This window comes from Microbacterium sp. NPDC076911, from assembly GCF_040687125.1.
Classification (GTDB): Bacteria; Actinomycetota; Actinomycetes; order Actinomycetales; family Microbacteriaceae; genus Microbacterium.
On record NZ_JBFBMP010000005.1, the window covers coordinates 40,124 to 57,152 of the forward strand.

A 17,029-nucleotide genomic window follows, 5' to 3' on the forward strand; every position below is an offset into this window, starting at 1 on the left:
CAACACGAAAACGCGGGTGCCCGAACGAATGGTTCGGGCACCCGCGTTTTCGATCTAGCCGAGGAGCTTGGCCTTCGCGGCCGCAAACTCAGCGTCGTTCAAGATGCCTGCCTCTTTGAGGCCCGCAAGCTTCTGCAGTTCGGCGACGACGTCGACTCCAGCGGTCGGTGCTGCGGGTGCGGGCGGGGCCGCATATGCGGCGGCAGCTTGCTGCTGAGCGACAGCATCTGCAGCGGCCTGCTGCATCGCCGCTTGCTGTTGGGCTGCCTGGTACTGCTCTTGCTCAGCCTGTTGCTGAGCTTTGCGCTGCGAGGAACCCGCGACTGCGCCGCTGACGGCGGTGGCCGTTCCAGCAACCACGGCGGTACGGGCAGCGAGTCCGATAAGGCCGGGACGGCCCATGCGACGACGCATAATTATTCTCCTTCGTCTTCTACTGCATCAGCGATCGCGTTCACGATCGGGGCTGGAATGCGCTCGGCGCTGAGCACGACGCCTCCAGACGCGGCGACCTTGGAGGCAAGTTCACGCTGGAATGCCAGTTCGAACGCGACAAGCATCGCGTTGGCGCCCGCGGGAACGAGCTCTGCGAGTTCTGCAACATCTTCTTCACCGGTGATGCCAGCTGCACCGAGGACGATCTCGCCGAGCCCAAAGTCTTCGCCATCTTCGATCTCGATGATGGCGACGTCGCCATCATCCGACTTCGAGATGAGCATGAAGTCGAGCAGGTTGACCTTGTCGGTCGACACCAGCTCGATCAGAGCCTCCATGACACCGGGGTCTGGACGTTCTCCTTCGAATCCGACGAGGTAGAGCTCGACGGGTCCGTACCGAAATTCGGTCATGGGGTTCCCTTCTTGTAGTCGCAACTGACGAGTCGAGCGTAGCGCGATCGGAGGTTGGGTTCCTCTAACAATCAACGCAAAATCCGCGCCCATCGTCCACGCGTCAGGAGGGGTCGATACGCAGCACGGTCGGGGATTCGCCGACCGCGACGTCATCGACGGTGCGCAACGTGCGGGCGAGGTCGTCGATCGAACCGATCACAGTGCCGAAGCGCTCGCGGTCGCCGCATACGGCGGTCACCGTGATGATGTGTGTGCCCGTATCCCACGTGTAGGTTGCGAACGGGGGCGTCTTCCCATCCCCGGGCAGGGGCACCACCAGCTTTTCGCCGACGCCGAGATAGGCATTGCGAAAATTCTCGGTGTCGTCGTACTCCATCGGCATCATTGCGCGGGCGGTGCGCAGCTGTGGCGTCGCCTCTTGCACCTGCGCCATCGCAACGACCAGTTCAGCGTCTGCCTTCCACACCCACACCAGCACTCGGCCCGCGGCCTTCTTCATCAGCATCGGAGCTGCTTGGCTGATCGCCCAGGCAGCAAAACCACTGGCGGGTCGTGCTGTCGAACCGGCGGTAGCGCTCGCCTGTGTGAGCAGCATCCTGATCGCGGCCTTGCGATGGCGGCGGCCACGAAAGCCAATCGAATCGGTTACGGGCACCCAAAGGTGGGGATCGGCATCGGCCTGCAAACGGGGCATGTCAACCAGCGTACGCACGGCCGCGCATAACTGCCTGAGAGAGCGCCTCGGGTAGGGTAGATGCCGCGCCTCAGCGACCCCCTAAGCCGCACCGCCGCACCGCCGCACAGACAGGCCTACATAACCGTGACCGTTCCCGCGACGCCCGACGAGCAGAACGCTGCCGCCGCGAGCCCCCGTCCTTTGACGATTCTGATCGGCGCCGACACATTCCTTCCGCATGTGAACGGAGCCGCACGTTTCGCGGAGCGGTTGGCCGCTGGCATGGTGCAACGTGGCCACGAGGTGCACGTCGAGGCGCCCAGTGCGACTCACGCTGAACACGGCACGTTCGACGAGGTCATCGAAGGCCAGAACATGACCGTGCACCGAATTCCATCGCGCCGATACCTGCCGCACGACTGGCTCACGTTCGTATGGCCATGGATGTCGAAGTACTATGCGCGCAAGGTGCTCGATCAGGTCAACCCCGACGTCGTGCACATTCAGTCGCATATCTTGATCGGCCGTGGCCTCTCGCGTGAAGCGGCCAAGCGCGGCATCCCGATCATCGCGACCAACCACGTGATGCCCGAGAATGTGCTCGACTTCACCGTTCTTCCGACCGCGTGGAACGACTACATTCTCAAGTTGGCGTGGGACGACGCCGAGCGAACCTTCGCCCTCACCGAAGCTGTGACGACGCCCACGAGGCGCGCCGCCGATTTTCTGGAATCGACGGTCAACGTCAAGAACGTGATCCCCATCAGCTGCGGAATTCAAGCCAGCAACTACACCGCTGATTTCGAACCGCGTGATGCCAATCGCATGGTGTTTGTCGGGCGACTCACTACCGAGAAGCAGATTGACGTTGTGTTGAACGCGATGACGCTGCTTGCTCCAGAGCTCGACGTCACTTTCGATATCGTCGGCAAGGGTGACCAGCGCCGCAATCTTGAGCAACTCGTCGCACAGTTGGGGCTGAGTGAGCGCGTGCGCTTTCACGGGCACACGACCGACGAAGAGCTTCGCGGTCTGCTTACCAACGCGAGCTTGTTCGTAATCGCGTCGATTGCAGAACTTCAATCAATCGCGACCATGGAAGCGATGGCCTCGGGATTGCCTATTGTTGCAGCGAACGCGGTCGCGCTGCCGCACCTCGTGCACGACGGTGAGAACGGCTACCTCTTCGAGCCGGGCAATGTTGAGGACCTCGCGGCCAAAATAACCATGGTTCTGGCGCAGCCTGCGGAAGAGCGCTTGCGCATGCAGCGTGCTTCGCTCGAAGGAGTGAAGGTGCATGACATGAAGCGCACGCTCGACACCTTCGAGGCGCTGTACCGCGGCGAGCCCTTGCCGGAGTAGCCCGTGCACATTGTGATGTTCGGCGACCAGCACATCGAGTCACTCGGGGGTGCTCAGGTCTCGATGCGTCTGCAACGCCGCTTTCTTGAGAAGGCGGGCCACACCGTCACCGTCGTTGCCCCGGCGATGCACGGAGTGCGCGGCGACCTCTTCATGGACGGAGCCTATGTCGACATGCCATCGGTGCCGATCACTCCCGACCGGGAGTACTCGCTCACATGGCCCTCGCGGAGGAACGATCGATGGGTGGATGCTGCGCTCGCCGCGCGCCCGCGAGCAGACGTCGTGCACATTCAGGCTGACTTCTGGGGTGCGTTCATCGGGCACCGATTCGCTGCGCGGCATCAGCTGCCCGTGGTGCACACCATGCACAACAGGGTCGATGTGGGAATCGCGGCGACCGCACCGTTTCCCGCTCTCGTGTTGCGGGTGCTCAACGCTTGGCAACGACGCGTACTTGGAGTCACCGAGCCGGAGCCCGCCGGCCTCGACGGGTGGGCATTTCTACGGCGCTTCGCGCTGCGTTCCGACGCGGTTACCGCTCCGTCGGCGCACTTCGCCAGGCGCCTCGAAGCGCACGGCGTCGTGCCGGGTGGCAGCGTGGGTGCGTCACGACAGGGTGCGCGGCAAGCGCCTCGTGTCGATGTCGTGTGGAATGGGATCGATGACGAGATGCTTGCCGACGTGCTGAGCGATGCGCCGCGAGAGCGCGAGAGCGGGCGCCCCCGGTTCGTGTGGCTTGGCCGCATGAGCCCCGAGAAGCGCTTGTTGCCGTTCTTGGCCGCCCTTGCTGCCTCGGGCGCGGATGCTGAAGTTGAGATCATCGGTGATGGCGCCGAGCGGCGTGCGGCCGAGAGATTCGTCGCAAAGCGCGGGCTCGAGGGCGCGGTGACGTTCTCGGGAAAACTGCCGTACGCCCAGGTGCTGCGCCGGATTGCGGCTGCCGATGCCGTGGTGCAGACATCGATCGGGTTCGAGACACAGGGAATGACCGTGTTCGAGGCGGCGTCGCTCGGCACTCCCTCGATCGTGTGTGACCCTGACATCGGGACCGAACTCGGCTCGGGGTACTGGGCGGTGGCTGAAACCGCGCGAACTGCCCGAACCGTGTCGGCGCTTGCAGGTGCACTCCGCGTGGCGGCTGCAGAGATCGCTGCTGGCACGCCGGTCAAGGTTGCCGCCGACGTTCGAGAGAAGTTTCGCCAGTCATCGCGTACCGCCGCGATGGTTGAGGTGTACGAGCGCGTCACCGGCTGACGCGCTGCGGCGCAGCATCCACTTCGCCGCCCCGCACTGGCACTTCGCTGCCCCCGCACTGGCACTTCGCTGGCCCCGCACTGGCACTTCGCCGCCCCGCACTGGCACTTCGCCGAGACATGACTTCGTGCGTGAGACGTGTTTGAGTGCGCCCTGTTTCGTGCACGAGATCTCGGTTCGCTGCGCGGTGCGCGGTGGTGCGGCGTGCGGTGGTGCGCGGTGCGGCGCGGTGGTGCGCGGTGGTGCGCGGTGCGGTGCGGTGCGGCGCGGTGGTGTGCGGTGTGTGGTGCGCGGTGTGGTGCGGTGTGCGGTGCGCGGTGGTGCGGGTGCGGCGTCACGGTAGGCGCGTGCGGTCGGTGGGGATGGCTCGGTAGCCGTCGCGCGCGACGGCGATGAGCGAACCGGCAACACCAGCGACGGACAAAGTGACAACGACGATGAGTGTGATCATGGCAGAAACGCTACGCTTGCATGAGAACTGCCGCGAGTGGCAGAATTGCCAGTGTTCGTACGAAACCTGCCATACGCTAAAGGAGCCACGATGCACACCGTCGCCGTGATTGTTCAAGACGGGTTCGCCCCGTTCGAGTTTGGCGTTGCGTGCGAAGCGTTCGGGCTCGACCGCTCAGACGAGGGCATCCCGAACTTCGATTTCAGGGTGGTTACCCCTGAGCCGGGCGTTGTGAACTCGCGTATGGGCTTCTCGCTCAACGTCGACAGCGATCTTTCGTTCGCCTACGAAGCTGACCTGGTCGTTGTCTCGCCGGTGCCGAGCGAGTTCTGGGCAGAACCAGACCCCCGAGTGCTCGACGTGGTGCGCGCCGCCGCGGCGCGAGAAGCGTGGGTGCTCAGCGTCTGCAGCGGATCATTCATCATCGCCGCGTCAGGAGTGCTCGACGGGCGAAAAGCGACGACTCACTGGCGGTACGCCGCAAAGATGACCTCGATGTATCCGCAGATCGAAGTCGACCCCGACGCGCTGTACGTGCAGGATGGGCGCATCATCACGAGCGCTGGTACCGCGGCGGGGCTTGACGCTTGTCTTCATCTGCTGAGACAAGAGCTCGGTGCTGAGCTCACCAACAAGATCGCCCGGCGCATGGTGGTGCCGCCACAGCGTGATGGCGGTCAGGCGCAGTTCATCAACACCCCGATTCCCGAGGTCGAGTCGCTGTCGTTGTCACGCGTAGCCGATTGGATGCTGAATAACCTGCGCTTCGACCTCACCGTTGACCAGCTCGCCGCGAAAGCCCATATGTCACCGCGCACCTTCGCTCGCAGGTTCAAGGCCGACTTCGGCGCGACCCCGGCCGCGTGGGTCGCTCGACAACGCATCATTCACGCGCAGCGACTGCTGGAGCAGACCGATCTCGCGCTTGAGCGCATCGCTGATGAATCGGGCTTCGGCTCAGCCGCGGTTTTGCGGCAGAACTTCGCCCGCGTGCTCGGCACGACGCCGACGGCCTATCGCGCGCGGTTCACCTGCATGCCCGAGGCGCCTACGGCTGTCGCGTAGCATCTGGTCACCCGACGACGTTGGGCAACCCGACCTGCTCGGTGCAGCGCTCTTCACCTCAAGCACCTTCATGGCGGTGAACGTCTACCGCGGTGGAGAATGGGCTGGCGTCGCGCAGCCCGCGACACGGCAGAGATTGAGCATCACGGCTGAGCGGCACGCGCACCACGCTGCTCTGGCGCGCGTGCCCGGACGGCGGCGTTCAGAGAGAAGCGCGCACCCGGCTGCTCTCACGCACAGCGCTGGTGTTTGACACGCCCGCGCGTGACCCCTGCAGCTTTGCGTGCAAATGGTCGTGCACCGTGATCGGCTCATAGAGAGCTTCCTCGCCGGCGTCGACGCACTGTGGCAGCGGCGAAACTACGGCATCCCAATCGAAGCTGTGAAAGTAAGCCACACTTCGTCGACGCTGGATAGTTCCGTCGACAACCGGAGGCTTCACCCGGTGCAGAGTCGACATCCACTTGTCATTGGTCAAACGTGCGGTGATATCGCCGAGATTCACCAGGAGTGCGCCATCATCAGGGCTCACATCATGCCAGTTGCCGTCTGTGCCAAGCACCTGGAGGCCCTTAACCTGATCTGCCCACAACAGCGTCACCACACCGTAGTCCGTATGCTCGCCCATGCCGCGAAGATCGCCATCAAGGGTGACTTCTAGCCCGGGGGTAAGCGCATAGTTATTCATCCGCATGGTGCCGGTGGCCGCGTGAGACTTTGCCGCGAAATAGCCGTCGGGCAGGCCAAGAGCATCTTCGAAAACATCCATTAGCACTGACGCGACTTCCCGAACCGCGTGAAAGTAGCGCAACACTGGTTCGCGGAATGTCTCGCTGGGCCAGACATTCTCTTGGTAGTCGTCTTCCGGAAGCTCGACATCAGGGTAGTACGAGCGGTCGAGGCCGATATTAAACGCCTCGAAGAAGTCGTTCATCTTATTTGCGGGTTCTACTCCAAGGCTCAAGCTCGTCGCTTCAGATTTGGGCGGTGCATAGCCACGGTTGATGCCCGGAGGTGTGCGAAACTCCGACTTCTCATCCACGGTTTTGTCTGCGAAAAATTCGTCCATGGCTCCGGCTAGTCCAGCGATGACGTCGTCGCCGATGCCGTGGCCATGTACTTGGACGAAGCCCACCTCGCGGCACGCTGAGTCAGCAAGCTGAGCGACAGCTTGCTTTGAATCTTCGGATCCGCCGTTCAGATAAGCGGAGATATCGATGGATGGTACGGAAAATGACACGGAGGTCTCCTTCACTCGAATAGCGCTCGACTTACGTAGCGCTGACTGATTGAGACACTTCACGTGTTTCCGGCATGGCCCTCCCAGTGTGAGGGGCTCCGCAAATACCAAGTGCTGGCATCAAGTATGGGAGCACATTGTTTCGGCAGTGTTTCATTTTTCCGGGAGGCTAGGGGCCACGCTCTTTCGGACCGCATACTGAACGCTCAACGTAGGAAGGATGCTTGTGTGATCGAGCTGCCGGGTGTGGATGAGCGCACATGGAGCTACTCGTGGGATCGGCGGCCTGATCCGCGTTTGGTTGAATTGGTCTCTCGCGACGCAGCCTTGGGATGCTTGAGCGAGATCACAACCGCAGGCACCGGACCCATCAACATCGAATTCTGGGCAGACCACGACGCCCATGTCCAACAAATTGTGGCGGCGGTGGGACCAAAACGGGTGTTCGCGTTTACGTGGCAGGGGCACCGCCTAAGAGTCGATCCGGGACGACTGGTCGCAGCGCACGATTCGAACGTTGAGTGGGGGCGCTGGCATGACATGTCGAGCGTTGCGGATCTGGCGCAGAAGGTAGTCAGCTTTGCTACCGACGTGACCCCAAGACTCGTCAGCGGCTCCTCGGTGGCGTCAGTGGGAATCGGTCAGTCGGATGAGCTCAGCTATCTTGCGGGTCGATTTGTGGGAACGTTTCGGGGGGCGTCCCGACGTGAAGCGGTGAACGAGATCTCGTTGGATATACGCAAAGCCCTCGAGCGCGCTCAGATTCCGGGGTACATTCCCGACTTTTCTCCGGTTGCGGATGCGCTGTACGTGAACCACGACGGTGGCCTTGTGCTCGCAGGCACGCACTCGGCCCGGGCGGCAGAGGCGGCGTACGCGCCAGCACAGATCCTGCTCTGTTTGAGGCTGCTTCGGCTGTGGATGAGCACCGATACCCAAGCTCCAGTGGTGCTCGCCGATGTGATGAGCGCACGGAGGGCAGCCAACTTGGCAGGGAGTCGCGCCGTGTCTGTGTCAACCGCGCCGAAGACCTCCGCACTTGTCGCCGTCGAGGCGGGGATGTCCGAGAGGCTGCGCGCTCGCCTGCGAGCAGTGTGGGCGGCCATTGTCGCGGCAGACATCCCCGAGGCCAGGGATTTAAGTGTGATCGAGGTTGATCGGGCCGGGGCCTTGCAAGCGCTCACCCTGTGAATCTGACAGCCGTCAGTACTTTGACCGCAGTGGTGCCTGCTCTATGTTGTTGCCTGTACAAACATTTCCGACATTGTGAACGAGGTAACAGCATGAACGCGTTAAAGCTCAGAGTGCGCGCGATTTCTCATCCCCTACCTGAAGTTCTGGTCGCGGAACTAGAGGCTGCCGATGGTTCGACGTTGCCGGCTTGGACGCCGGGTTCGCATGTTGAACTCGACCTCGGGGAAGGAATGTCGCGACAGTACTCGCTCTGTGGCGATGCCGCCGATCTGTCTACTTGGCACATCGCTGTTCGGTTGCGGCAGCAAGGAGGCGGAGGATCGCAGCGCATCCATCAGACCTTTACGGCCGGGCATGAGCTCACTTGCCGAGCGGTTCGGAACCGGATGCCGATGCCTGAGGGCGACGAGATCGTGTTTCTTGCGGGAGGAATAGGGATCACGCCGCTCATCCCAATGATGCGCGCGGCCCAGGCTAAGGCGGTCGCGTGGAGGCTGATCTACACGGGCCGAGAAGACACCTCAATGTTTGCGCTGTCGGAGTTGGTGGCCGCCTTCGGTGACCGAGTAATCCCGCATTTTTCCGCGATTTCTGGGCGGATTGACGTCAATGCAAGTTTGGAGAAATTTCCCGCAGTTACTGCCGTCGTGGCGTGCGGTCCGGCCGGGCTCATGCAGGCCGCACGTGACTTCGCAACAGAAAACGGTGTTGCATGTGTCACTGAAGCGTTTGATTCTTCTGCCGCAGTCGCAGAGGTAGCCACCGCTGTTTCGCCCGACGCTTTAGCGGACACCGGTTTCATCGTGGAACTTGCAAACACCGGAGGGGAAGTGCCTGTTAGACCCGATCAGAGCGTTCTCTCTGCTCTCGAAGAAGCGGGGGTTGTCGTCGCCTCATCGTGTCGAGAGGGGTACTGCGGTACCTGTGAGACGGTCGTTGTCGCGGGTGAGATCGACCATCGCGACACCGTGATGATGCCGGAAGAGCATGCTGACACCGATCTGATGATGGTCTGCGTATCGCGGTGTCGCACCGGTCGTTTGGTGTTGGAACTATGAGTTGAGCTCGAAATAGGGAGAGTTTACGGCGGCGAATCATCTTGAAACCTGCCCGCAACTTATAGGCCGCATTGTTGATATTAGTAACAACCCGTTCGTGTACCACTCCCATTTTTCCCACACGGAATTGAGACCACACTCATGGCTACAAAATCTTCGCGTCGCTCGCACCTGACTTACTCGCTGTCAGTTGGCGCGGTTCTCGCTCTCTCACTCGCAGGTTGTTCTGCCGAGGCTTCGTCGGACTCGGCGACTGATGAAACAGACGAACTGCGCGAGGTGATGTATCAGCTGTCGTGGACTGACTCGGTGCAGTTCGGCGGCACATACCAGGCACTCGACGCCGGCTTCTTCGAAGACGCTGGTCTCGACGTCACGTTGGCGCCGGGTGGCCCCAACGTTGCGGGTGACGTCAACACCGTGAGTGGCGAATCGCTCGTCAACATTTCCGGCGGTGACGGTGTTGCGCTCTCAAACGAATCTGGCGCGGGCCTCGTGATTGTTGCACGTCAGTATCAGAAGGCTCCGTCCACGATTCTTTCGCTCGGGGAGAACCCGCTGAAGACGCCTGAAGACCTCGTCGGCATGAAGATTGGTGTGGCGGGAACCGACACCCCAGCACTCGACGCTTTCTTGTCGATCAACGGCCTGTCAGAAGATGACGTCGAGTTCGTGCCAACGCAGTATGACCCGGCAGCGCTCGTCGCTGGCCAGATCGATGCCATTTTCTGCTTCTACAACGACCTCCCGCTCGCTCTTGAAGCTCAGGGCATCGAGGGTTACTCGATGCTGCTGTCTGACTTCGGCTATAACCCCATGAGCCAGGTGTACACGGTCCTCGCTGAGAACCTTGAAGACGACGAGAAGCGCGAAGAGATCAAAGACCTCCTCACCGCCGACTTCCAGGGATGGGAGCTTTACAAGGAAGACACCGACGCTGCGGCAGAGCTCACCGTGAGCATGTTCCCGGACGCTGGCCTCGACCTTGATACCCAGCTTCGACAGGCTGACGTCCAGCTCGACCTGATGTTCTCTGATGTCACCGATGAGAATGGGTTTGGCTGGTTCACTGACGAAGAGGTTGCTGAGAACGTAGCCCTCTATGAGTTGCTTGGAATCGAAGCCGACGAGACACTTTGGGACCGTTCGCTTCTCGAAGAGATCTACGCTGACGGGCCTGAGGCGTGAGTTCACCCACTCTCGATGTGTCGGCGGGGCCGCTTGTAGCGTGCTCCGCCGTCACAAAGACGTTCGATACCAACAAGGGTGAGTTCACCGCGCTCGATGGCGTCGACTTGACTCTCGAACCCGGCACACTCACCGCACTGGTGGGCCCGTCGGGGTGTGGCAAGTCGACGTTGCTTCGAATCATTGCCGGTCTCGAGAGTGCCGACGATTCAGAGGCGATCTCGATCGATGGGATCTCTCCTCTCGAAATGCGCAAGCGGGGAGAGATCGCCATCGCGTTTCAAGACGCCTCCCTGTTGCCATGGAGAACAGCTCGGTCCAACGTCATGCTGGCCCAGCGGTTGGCGCACCAGCGGCCCGATAAGGCCTACGTTGATGAGCTATTGACAGTGGTCGGACTCGCGGGATTCGAAACCACAAAACCCGCTCAGATGTCGGGTGGTATGCGCCAGCGAGTGGCGATTGCACGGTGCTTGGCGACTTCACCCCGCCTCATGTTGTTGGACGAGCCGTTCGGCGCCGTTGATGAACTGACCCGTCGGCGGCTCAACCTTGAGCTTCCTCCCACCTGGGCGGGCCGTGGAGTCACCACTTTGTTGGTGACTCACTCAATCCCGGAGGCGGTGCTACTCGCCGACACCGTGATCGTGATGGCCTCGAAGCCAGGCCGTATCGCCGCACGCGTCGACATCGATATCGATCGACCACGTCGCGCAGCTCACCTCCATTCCCACCGATACCACGAGCTTGTTGACCAGATCGGTACGCTCTTGGGCGTCGATGCTGATGAGCGAGCGGCTGAGGCAAAGACGGCATGACCATGACACTCGACAAGCTCGCCGCGCAGACGACGGAGCGCAATTCCGCGCCGTCGTCTCGCAAGAAGAAGCGAGTTCCTCTCGGACCAGCGGCACGTACGCTTGTCGGCTGGATGCTGCTCGTCGCCTTCTGGGAGTTTGTCGCGGTCGTTCCGCTCGGCGGAATGCATCTCATCGCAGCCCCCACTGCGATCGTCGTCAATATCTACGAGAACGCCGCCCTCTACGCAAGAGCCTTCGCAATTACGGGCACTTCAGCATTTCTTGGCTACGTTATCGGGAACCTTGTCGCGATCGCTTTGGCCGTCTTTGTGGCGATGCTTCCTCGTTCCGAGCACATCGTGTTGCGGATGGCGCTTGTCGTATATTGCCTGCCGTTGATTGCTCTTGGCCCGCTGCTTCGGCTCGTATTCGGCCTTGGCAATGGTCCCCAAATCACGCTCGCCGCGATCGCGGTCTATTACATGACCTTGGTGCCGCTTCTTGTCGGTTTGCGGGCTGTTCCCGCGAGCTGGCTCGATCTAGTGTCAAGCTACGGAAGAGGGCGTTTGACGGCTCTGTTCGTGGTGCGAGCGCGCGCCTGCACGCCGTATCTCGTGGCGGGCCTGCAGGTGGCGGTGCCTGCAGCATTTCTCGGTGCACTTGTTGGCGAATTCACCGGCGCAAACACCGGCGTGGGCGTGCTGTCGATTCAAGCCCTCAGGAGCCTGAACAGCGACTCGCTGTGGGCGCTGTCTACCCTGAGTGCAGCCGTTTCTGTCGTGTTCTACGTGCTGGTGGGATGGATCGGCAAGAAGTTCACCTCTGAGCAGCCGCCCGTCATCATGGCATCGCCCGACACAGGTGCGGGGCGACTGGGTTGGCAACGTCGGATGAAGGGCGTGCTCGAGGGCGTCATCGTAGCGATTCTCTCGCTGGGTCTGTGGGTCGGGTTCTTTGCCGTCTTTGACCTCAATCCGTATTTCGCCAAGTCGCCAATCGACGTGTGGCAGTACCTGTTCACCTCGGCTAGCGCGGCGATCGACAGGGTAGAGATCTTCGACGCGCTGGCCACCACCGCTGCGGTCGCAATACCCGGCTACTTTGCTGGGTTGATTCTCGGCGTGGTCGTTGCTGCAGTTTTCGACTTAGCTCCGTCGGTGCGACGAACTGTGACTCCCGTCACGCTTGCGCTGCGGTGTATTCCGATCGTCGCGATTGCGCCTCTGCTTGTTCAAATGCTTGGCCGCGGCGCATTCGGAATGATCGTGATCGTCGCCTTGATGACTTTTTTCCCCACGCTGGTCGCCTCGATGACGGGATTGCGTCAAACGCCTGGTCAGGTCATCGATGTCTTCGACACATTTGCGACCTCACCGGTGCGCACCTTGCTTCTTGCTCGCGTCCCGGCGATGCTTCCGGCGTTCTTCTCGGCGGCTCGCATCGCGGCCCCGAGCGCAATCTTGGCTGCGACGGTTGCAGAGTGGCTCGCCACCGGCACCGGCATCGGCAACCTCCTAGCTGTCACCGCAGCGACCAGTCGATATGACGCACTATGGTCTACGACGGTTGTTCTGACGGTGGCTGCAGTATTTGCCTATTGGATCGTCGAACTTGCCGAGCGTTCGGTCCTGCGTGTCATGGCTCCCGAGCAGGGAACGCTGTGACCGCACGGTCTCGCGTGCTCTCCGCACACTCGACCGACCTGTTTGTCGACACGCCGGAGGGCTGTCTGCAAGTCGTCCGCGTGCGCGTGGAGTGCCCACCAGGGTCTGGTCCCACTATCGTCTCTGTAGTCGGGGCAGACGTCATGGGTGACGCCGAACTGCCCGTGCGTTCCGGCATCTTTTGCGTGGACGTCCCAGTGTCAACGACTGGGGCCTTCGCGACAGAACTGCCGGCACGCGTATCACTGTACTTCGGCGAAGATCGCACGTGGGTGACGAGCGCCGACGTCACGGTGGTTGTCGCCGAGCCGGGGTGGAGCATCCACCTTGTTTCACACTTCCACTTCGATCCGGTGTGGTGGAACACACAGGCCGGGTCGGTCACGGAATGGGAACACACCGTCTGGTCTGGTTCTCCGCAGCTGCTGTTTCAGAAATCAGCGGTGGATGTGTTGCTTGATCATCTACGTCGCGCTGAGAGCGACCCGCAATACCGTTTCGTCGTGGCGGAACTGGACTATCTCAAACCCTTCCGCGATCGCTATCCGGAATATCGGGAGACGCTTGATCGGCTCATTGCCCAGCAACGAGTTGAAGTCGTCGGCGGAACGACGAACGAACCTGATTCAGTTCTGCCCGCAATAGAGACGTTGCGTCGTAACTTTCGCTTTGGTTTGCAGTACCAGCGAGACGTGATGAAAGCCCCTGTTTCAACGGCGTGGGCGCTTGATGTATTCGGGCATGCACCGCAGTTTCCCGCAGTCGCGGCCGAGGCGGGGCTTTCATCGGTGGCCTTGGCGCGCGGCGCTTACCACCAGTGGGGGCAGTTGCGAAACGACGCTTTTGACAGCCCGCATGATGAACCACGCCAGCACTCCACCGACGCGTTGTGGACAGCTCCGGGCGGCAGCGCACTGCAATTGCACTCACTCCCCATGCACTACACCGGTGGCCATCCAATTGATACGGCGGACACCCTGGAAGAAGCTGAGGCGCTGCTAATGCAGTGGCTTGCGTTGATGTCGCCGCATGCCTCTGCCCGATCGGTACTTGTGCCAGCTGGGACTGATCTCGCCCCGCCCGTGCGATGGATCACTGAACTTCCGCGGCATTTCGCTGAACACTATGCCTGGCCAAAGGTGAAGTGCTCTTTGCCGAGTGAGTTTTTCGGAGAAGTCGCTGCGCAATCACTGCTCGCGCCGAGACTCGGACATGCTGAGGGGCTTCGGGTGCTGACTCGGGACCTAAACCCAATCTATACCGGAAAAGACGTGAGCTACGCAGACATCAAGGCTGCTCATTCGCGCATCGAACGCTCCGCGATTGACGCTGAAATCTGGGCTTCGTTGCTAGGGCGGGCATCACTCGGGGGTGCAGACCTTGACCGTGTTTGGCGGATACTCGTCTGGCTCTCACACCACGACGCCGTGACGGGAACAAGTTCAGATCAGGTCTACATAGATATGGTCGCAATGTGGATGGAAGCTGGCGACATCGTGCGTCGTGCGCTGGGTTCGACACTCCACGCGCTGGGGTCACAGATCGACGCAAGTGCGCGCCAAGGGGTGGCATTTGTTGTCGCGAACTCGCAGAGCCAAGACATCGGGGGCGTGGTTCGGACCACGCTGGATGTGAGAGCGAACGGTTCCGTAGGGCTATCGGTGGTAGACGAGGCAGGGCAGACAGTGCCCGTCGTCGTTGACGGCGCCACCTTCTCAGATGATGGTGTGTTGCTTGAAGCCGAGCTGAGCGTATCGGTGACTAGCGTTCCAGGCGTCGGTTACACGACGCTTTGGGCGGTAGGAGCGGAGAGTGTTCCTCAATGGATAGATGATTACGAAACGACAATCCGGTCTTCTCGCCACGAAGTCGAGGTTGACCCCATGCGCGGCGGCGGCATCATTCGCTTCATTGATAAGCGTGTAGGGCGCGATCTTGTTGCGGATGGGGCGCTTGCTGGCGAACTTGTCGCTGACTTTGAACATCCGACCCATCCGCATGTTGGCGAGGGCCCTTGGCATCTACTTCCGACCGGCGAACGCGAACGCGTTGGAGAAAGACCCGCAACGCGAACAACGCGGCAGCGCAGTCCGATCGGTGAGCGGCTTGTCGTCGAAGGCCCCCTGCCTGATGCCTGCGGGGTGAAAGCACGACACACGACTACATACTTTCTCCCGGTGCGCGACGGTGCGAGTCTGGAGGTCTCGCACCGGCTCGAAGGTCAATCCATTGACAATCGGCTCCTACGCGTTTCGTGGCCCGTGCCAGTTCCTGGATCGCGACCTGTCGTCGCGGCAGGTGAAGCGGTCATCGGTCGTGGACACGGCTTCACGACGGCCGACAGTGCTGTGCACCCGTGGACTCTCGACAGCGCCTTTCATGGTTGGTTCGCACAAAGCTCGGTGTGCAGAGTGGTCGCGGGCAACACCTACCGAGCCATCGGGGCTGCTGAAATCATCGCCGGCGCTGCCGATCCCGCGTCGCAACATCTCGGCGATGTGCTTTCCTTGGCGTTCGCGCGCTCCGGCGTGACGGCAACACCAACGAGAGACATCGATGCACGTGTCGGTGACCTGAACTTGGACAGCAACCTCATCGACGTGCGCGTTGTGATCAGCGGCCTTGATGAAGATTCGATCCCGACAGCGACGCTACTTCGACAGCCGGGGTTGCGCCTCAATGAGGGGGTGACTTGGATTCCAGCGCGCGAGAGCCTGGAGCATCAATGGGTTCCCGGTGCTGATCTCACTAGCGTGGCCGCTCTGCCGATTCTCGCGATTGTCGCTAAAACTGTGGAGCAACGCCAGCGCTTGGTTTCGGCTCTGGTTGAGCACCTAGACGCAAGCCACGAGATAGTTGTGGACTCTTCTTCACCATTCGGCCCGGGCGGCGAGTTGGTGCACGGTGAGCACCAGTTCGAAGATCTGACAATCGCCATCGTGACGCTAGACGCGCATAGCGGAGTCATCGAAACTGACGGCACGATGTGGTTGAACCTGCGTCGTTCCAGCACCGCGTGGCCCTCTGGGCAGTGGATTGATCCGCCCCGACGGACCCTTCCCGACGGATCAGCGTTTGGCTCGCAGCACTGGACACATGAAGTGAATTACATGGTCGTGGTGGGGGAAGGCGATTGGCGCAGTGCTCAGATCGATAATTGCGCCGACCGCTTTCTTCGGCCGCTGCGAGTCCACCCCATCATGGGTAGCGGGCACGGTCCCGCGTCTACGCGCCTGCTCGAGCTCAGCGCGGGCGCAAAACTCGAGGCACTGCGTCCCACGGAGCACGCGGCTGCGTCTCTGCGGGTGAGTCAGCTGGGAAGCACGCCAATGGATGCGATAATTCGCACCCAGACGACGGTCAAAGCAGCCCATGTGTCAAACCTCCACGATGTTCAGGCAACCCCGTTGCGCAGCAGTCCCAAGGGATGGGCGATCGAGATTCCGCCGGTTGCGAGCACGAGTGTGCTGCTTGATCTGGACGTGGCCGAGCAACCGACGCAACGAGCTTTTGGCACGCCCATCTTCAGTCGGTGGTGGACCCAGAATTCCGGGCCGCCTCCTGCGAACGGGTTGCCGGTGTGTGTGCACCTACGTCCAGTTCGCGCCGAACGGATGCTGTCGAGCCAAGAATTCGATGTTGTCATCTCCTCGGATGCTGAGAACGGCAATGAAGTAGAACTTGAATTTGTATTACCGAAAGGGACCGACCTCATCGGAGAGCCGAGATCGTTTCGCGTGCAAGCGGGCGGCCATGTCACACACCGGTATTCCATTGCGGGTGATGCCTCAGCGTGTTCGGTTGTCGTCGTGGGAACCCCAAGCGATAACGCATACCCCAGCACATGGGACATTGCCCACCTGGGGCCGAAACGCACGGCAGAAATGGTCTCCTGGACTAGGCAACCGTCGGCGGTTGTGCTGTCCGCAGGTAGCACCGGCAAGATAGTCGCCAATGTGAAATGGACTGGATCGATTCCCGTTCAGGCCGAAGCAAGAGTTGTGTCACCTTTTGGGTCGTGGGAGCTCTTTGTGGATCCCGTGCACTGGGCCGAGTTGCTTCCCGACACTGAGTCCGAGTTTGCGTTTTCGTTAGCTGCGCCACGCGGTTTCGCCCCGGGAAGTTGGTGGGGAATGATCGTGGTCCGGGTGGCTGATCGCGTTATCTACAGTCGCGCTGTCGATATTGTCGTTGATAACGAGCGGAACGGAACGACATGAGCC

Annotated in this window: 13 protein-coding genes; 9 read left to right on the forward strand and 4 right to left on the reverse strand. The window is 61.2% G+C overall.

Annotated features, from left to right (window positions below):
- Nucleotides 1-54: 54 nt before the first annotated feature.
- The 3 genes from AB0O81_RS09120 to AB0O81_RS09130 all read right to left on the reverse strand — a co-directional run bounded on the left by AB0O81_RS09120 (nucleotide 55) and on the right by AB0O81_RS09130 (nucleotide 1,545).
- The gene (locus AB0O81_RS09120; protein ID WP_363583455.1) at nucleotides 55-414 is read right to left on the reverse strand and encodes an SHOCT domain-containing protein; all 360 of its coding nucleotides are present in this window, start codon (nucleotides 412-414) and stop codon (nucleotides 55-57) included.
- A 2-nt stretch (nucleotides 415-416) separates the two neighbouring features.
- Nucleotides 417-848, reverse strand: coding sequence for a DUF6325 family protein (locus AB0O81_RS09125; RefSeq protein WP_363583457.1), 432 nt, complete (start codon nucleotides 846-848; stop codon nucleotides 417-419).
- A gap of 103 nt (nucleotides 849-951) precedes the next feature.
- The gene (locus AB0O81_RS09130; protein ID WP_363583459.1) at nucleotides 952-1,545 is read right to left on the reverse strand and encodes a hypothetical protein; all 594 of its coding nucleotides are present in this window, start codon (nucleotides 1,543-1,545) and stop codon (nucleotides 952-954) included.
- A gap of 126 nt (nucleotides 1,546-1,671) precedes the next feature.
- On the opposite strand from AB0O81_RS09130, the gene AB0O81_RS09135 reads away from it, so the two are divergent.
- From AB0O81_RS09135 to AB0O81_RS09145, 3 genes are all read left to right on the forward strand, one after another.
- The gene (locus AB0O81_RS09135) at nucleotides 1,672-2,889 is read left to right on the forward strand and encodes a glycosyltransferase (RefSeq protein ID WP_363583936.1); all 1,218 of its coding nucleotides are present in this window, start codon (nucleotides 1,672-1,674) and stop codon (nucleotides 2,887-2,889) included.
- A gap of 3 nt (nucleotides 2,890-2,892) precedes the next feature.
- Nucleotides 2,893-4,146 (forward strand): glycosyltransferase, encoded by a 1,254-nt coding sequence (locus tag AB0O81_RS09140; RefSeq protein ID WP_363583461.1) that lies wholly within the window; start codon nucleotides 2,893-2,895, stop codon nucleotides 4,144-4,146.
- A 541-nt stretch (nucleotides 4,147-4,687) separates the two neighbouring features.
- Nucleotides 4,688-5,662 (forward strand): helix-turn-helix domain-containing protein, encoded by a 975-nt coding sequence (locus AB0O81_RS09145; RefSeq protein ID WP_363583463.1) that lies wholly within the window; start codon nucleotides 4,688-4,690, stop codon nucleotides 5,660-5,662.
- A gap of 202 nt (nucleotides 5,663-5,864) precedes the next feature.
- Here the strand turns inward: AB0O81_RS09145 and AB0O81_RS09150 are convergent, their stop codons facing one another.
- Complete coding sequence (locus AB0O81_RS09150; protein WP_363583465.1) at nucleotides 5,865-6,902, reverse strand: 2-oxoglutarate and iron-dependent oxygenase domain-containing protein; 1,038 nt, start codon at nucleotides 6,900-6,902, stop codon at nucleotides 5,865-5,867.
- Nucleotides 6,903-7,130: 228 nt separating this feature from the next.
- Between AB0O81_RS09150 and AB0O81_RS09155 the strand changes: the two genes are divergently transcribed.
- The 6 genes from AB0O81_RS09155 (at nucleotide 7,131) to AB0O81_RS09180 (ending at nucleotide 17,026) form a co-directional block, all read left to right on the forward strand.
- The gene (locus tag AB0O81_RS09155; RefSeq protein ID WP_363583467.1) at nucleotides 7,131-8,093 is read left to right on the forward strand and encodes a hypothetical protein; all 963 of its coding nucleotides are present in this window, start codon (nucleotides 7,131-7,133) and stop codon (nucleotides 8,091-8,093) included.
- Between the two features lie 92 nt (nucleotides 8,094-8,185).
- On the forward strand, nucleotides 8,186-9,154 hold the full coding sequence (locus tag AB0O81_RS09160; RefSeq protein ID WP_363583469.1) for a PDR/VanB family oxidoreductase: 969 nt from the start codon (nucleotides 8,186-8,188) through the stop codon (nucleotides 9,152-9,154).
- A gap of 141 nt (nucleotides 9,155-9,295) precedes the next feature.
- The gene (locus AB0O81_RS09165) at nucleotides 9,296-10,342 is read left to right on the forward strand and encodes an ABC transporter substrate-binding protein (RefSeq protein WP_363583471.1); all 1,047 of its coding nucleotides are present in this window, start codon (nucleotides 9,296-9,298) and stop codon (nucleotides 10,340-10,342) included.
- On the forward strand, nucleotides 10,339-11,160 hold the full coding sequence (locus AB0O81_RS09170; protein WP_363583473.1) for an ABC transporter ATP-binding protein: 822 nt from the start codon (nucleotides 10,339-10,341) through the stop codon (nucleotides 11,158-11,160). Before AB0O81_RS09165 ends, AB0O81_RS09170 begins: the two co-directional genes overlap by 4 nt.
- Entirely contained in the window at nucleotides 11,157-12,806 is a 1,650-nt protein-coding gene (locus tag AB0O81_RS09175) for an ABC transporter permease subunit (RefSeq protein ID WP_363583475.1), read from the forward strand. Before AB0O81_RS09170 ends, AB0O81_RS09175 begins: the two co-directional genes overlap by 4 nt.
- Nucleotides 12,803-17,026 (forward strand): hypothetical protein, encoded by a 4,224-nt coding sequence (locus AB0O81_RS09180; protein ID WP_363583477.1) that lies wholly within the window; start codon nucleotides 12,803-12,805, stop codon nucleotides 17,024-17,026. The genes AB0O81_RS09175 and AB0O81_RS09180 overlap by 4 nt, the downstream gene beginning before the upstream one ends.
- Nucleotides 17,027-17,029 lie beyond the last annotated feature (3 nt).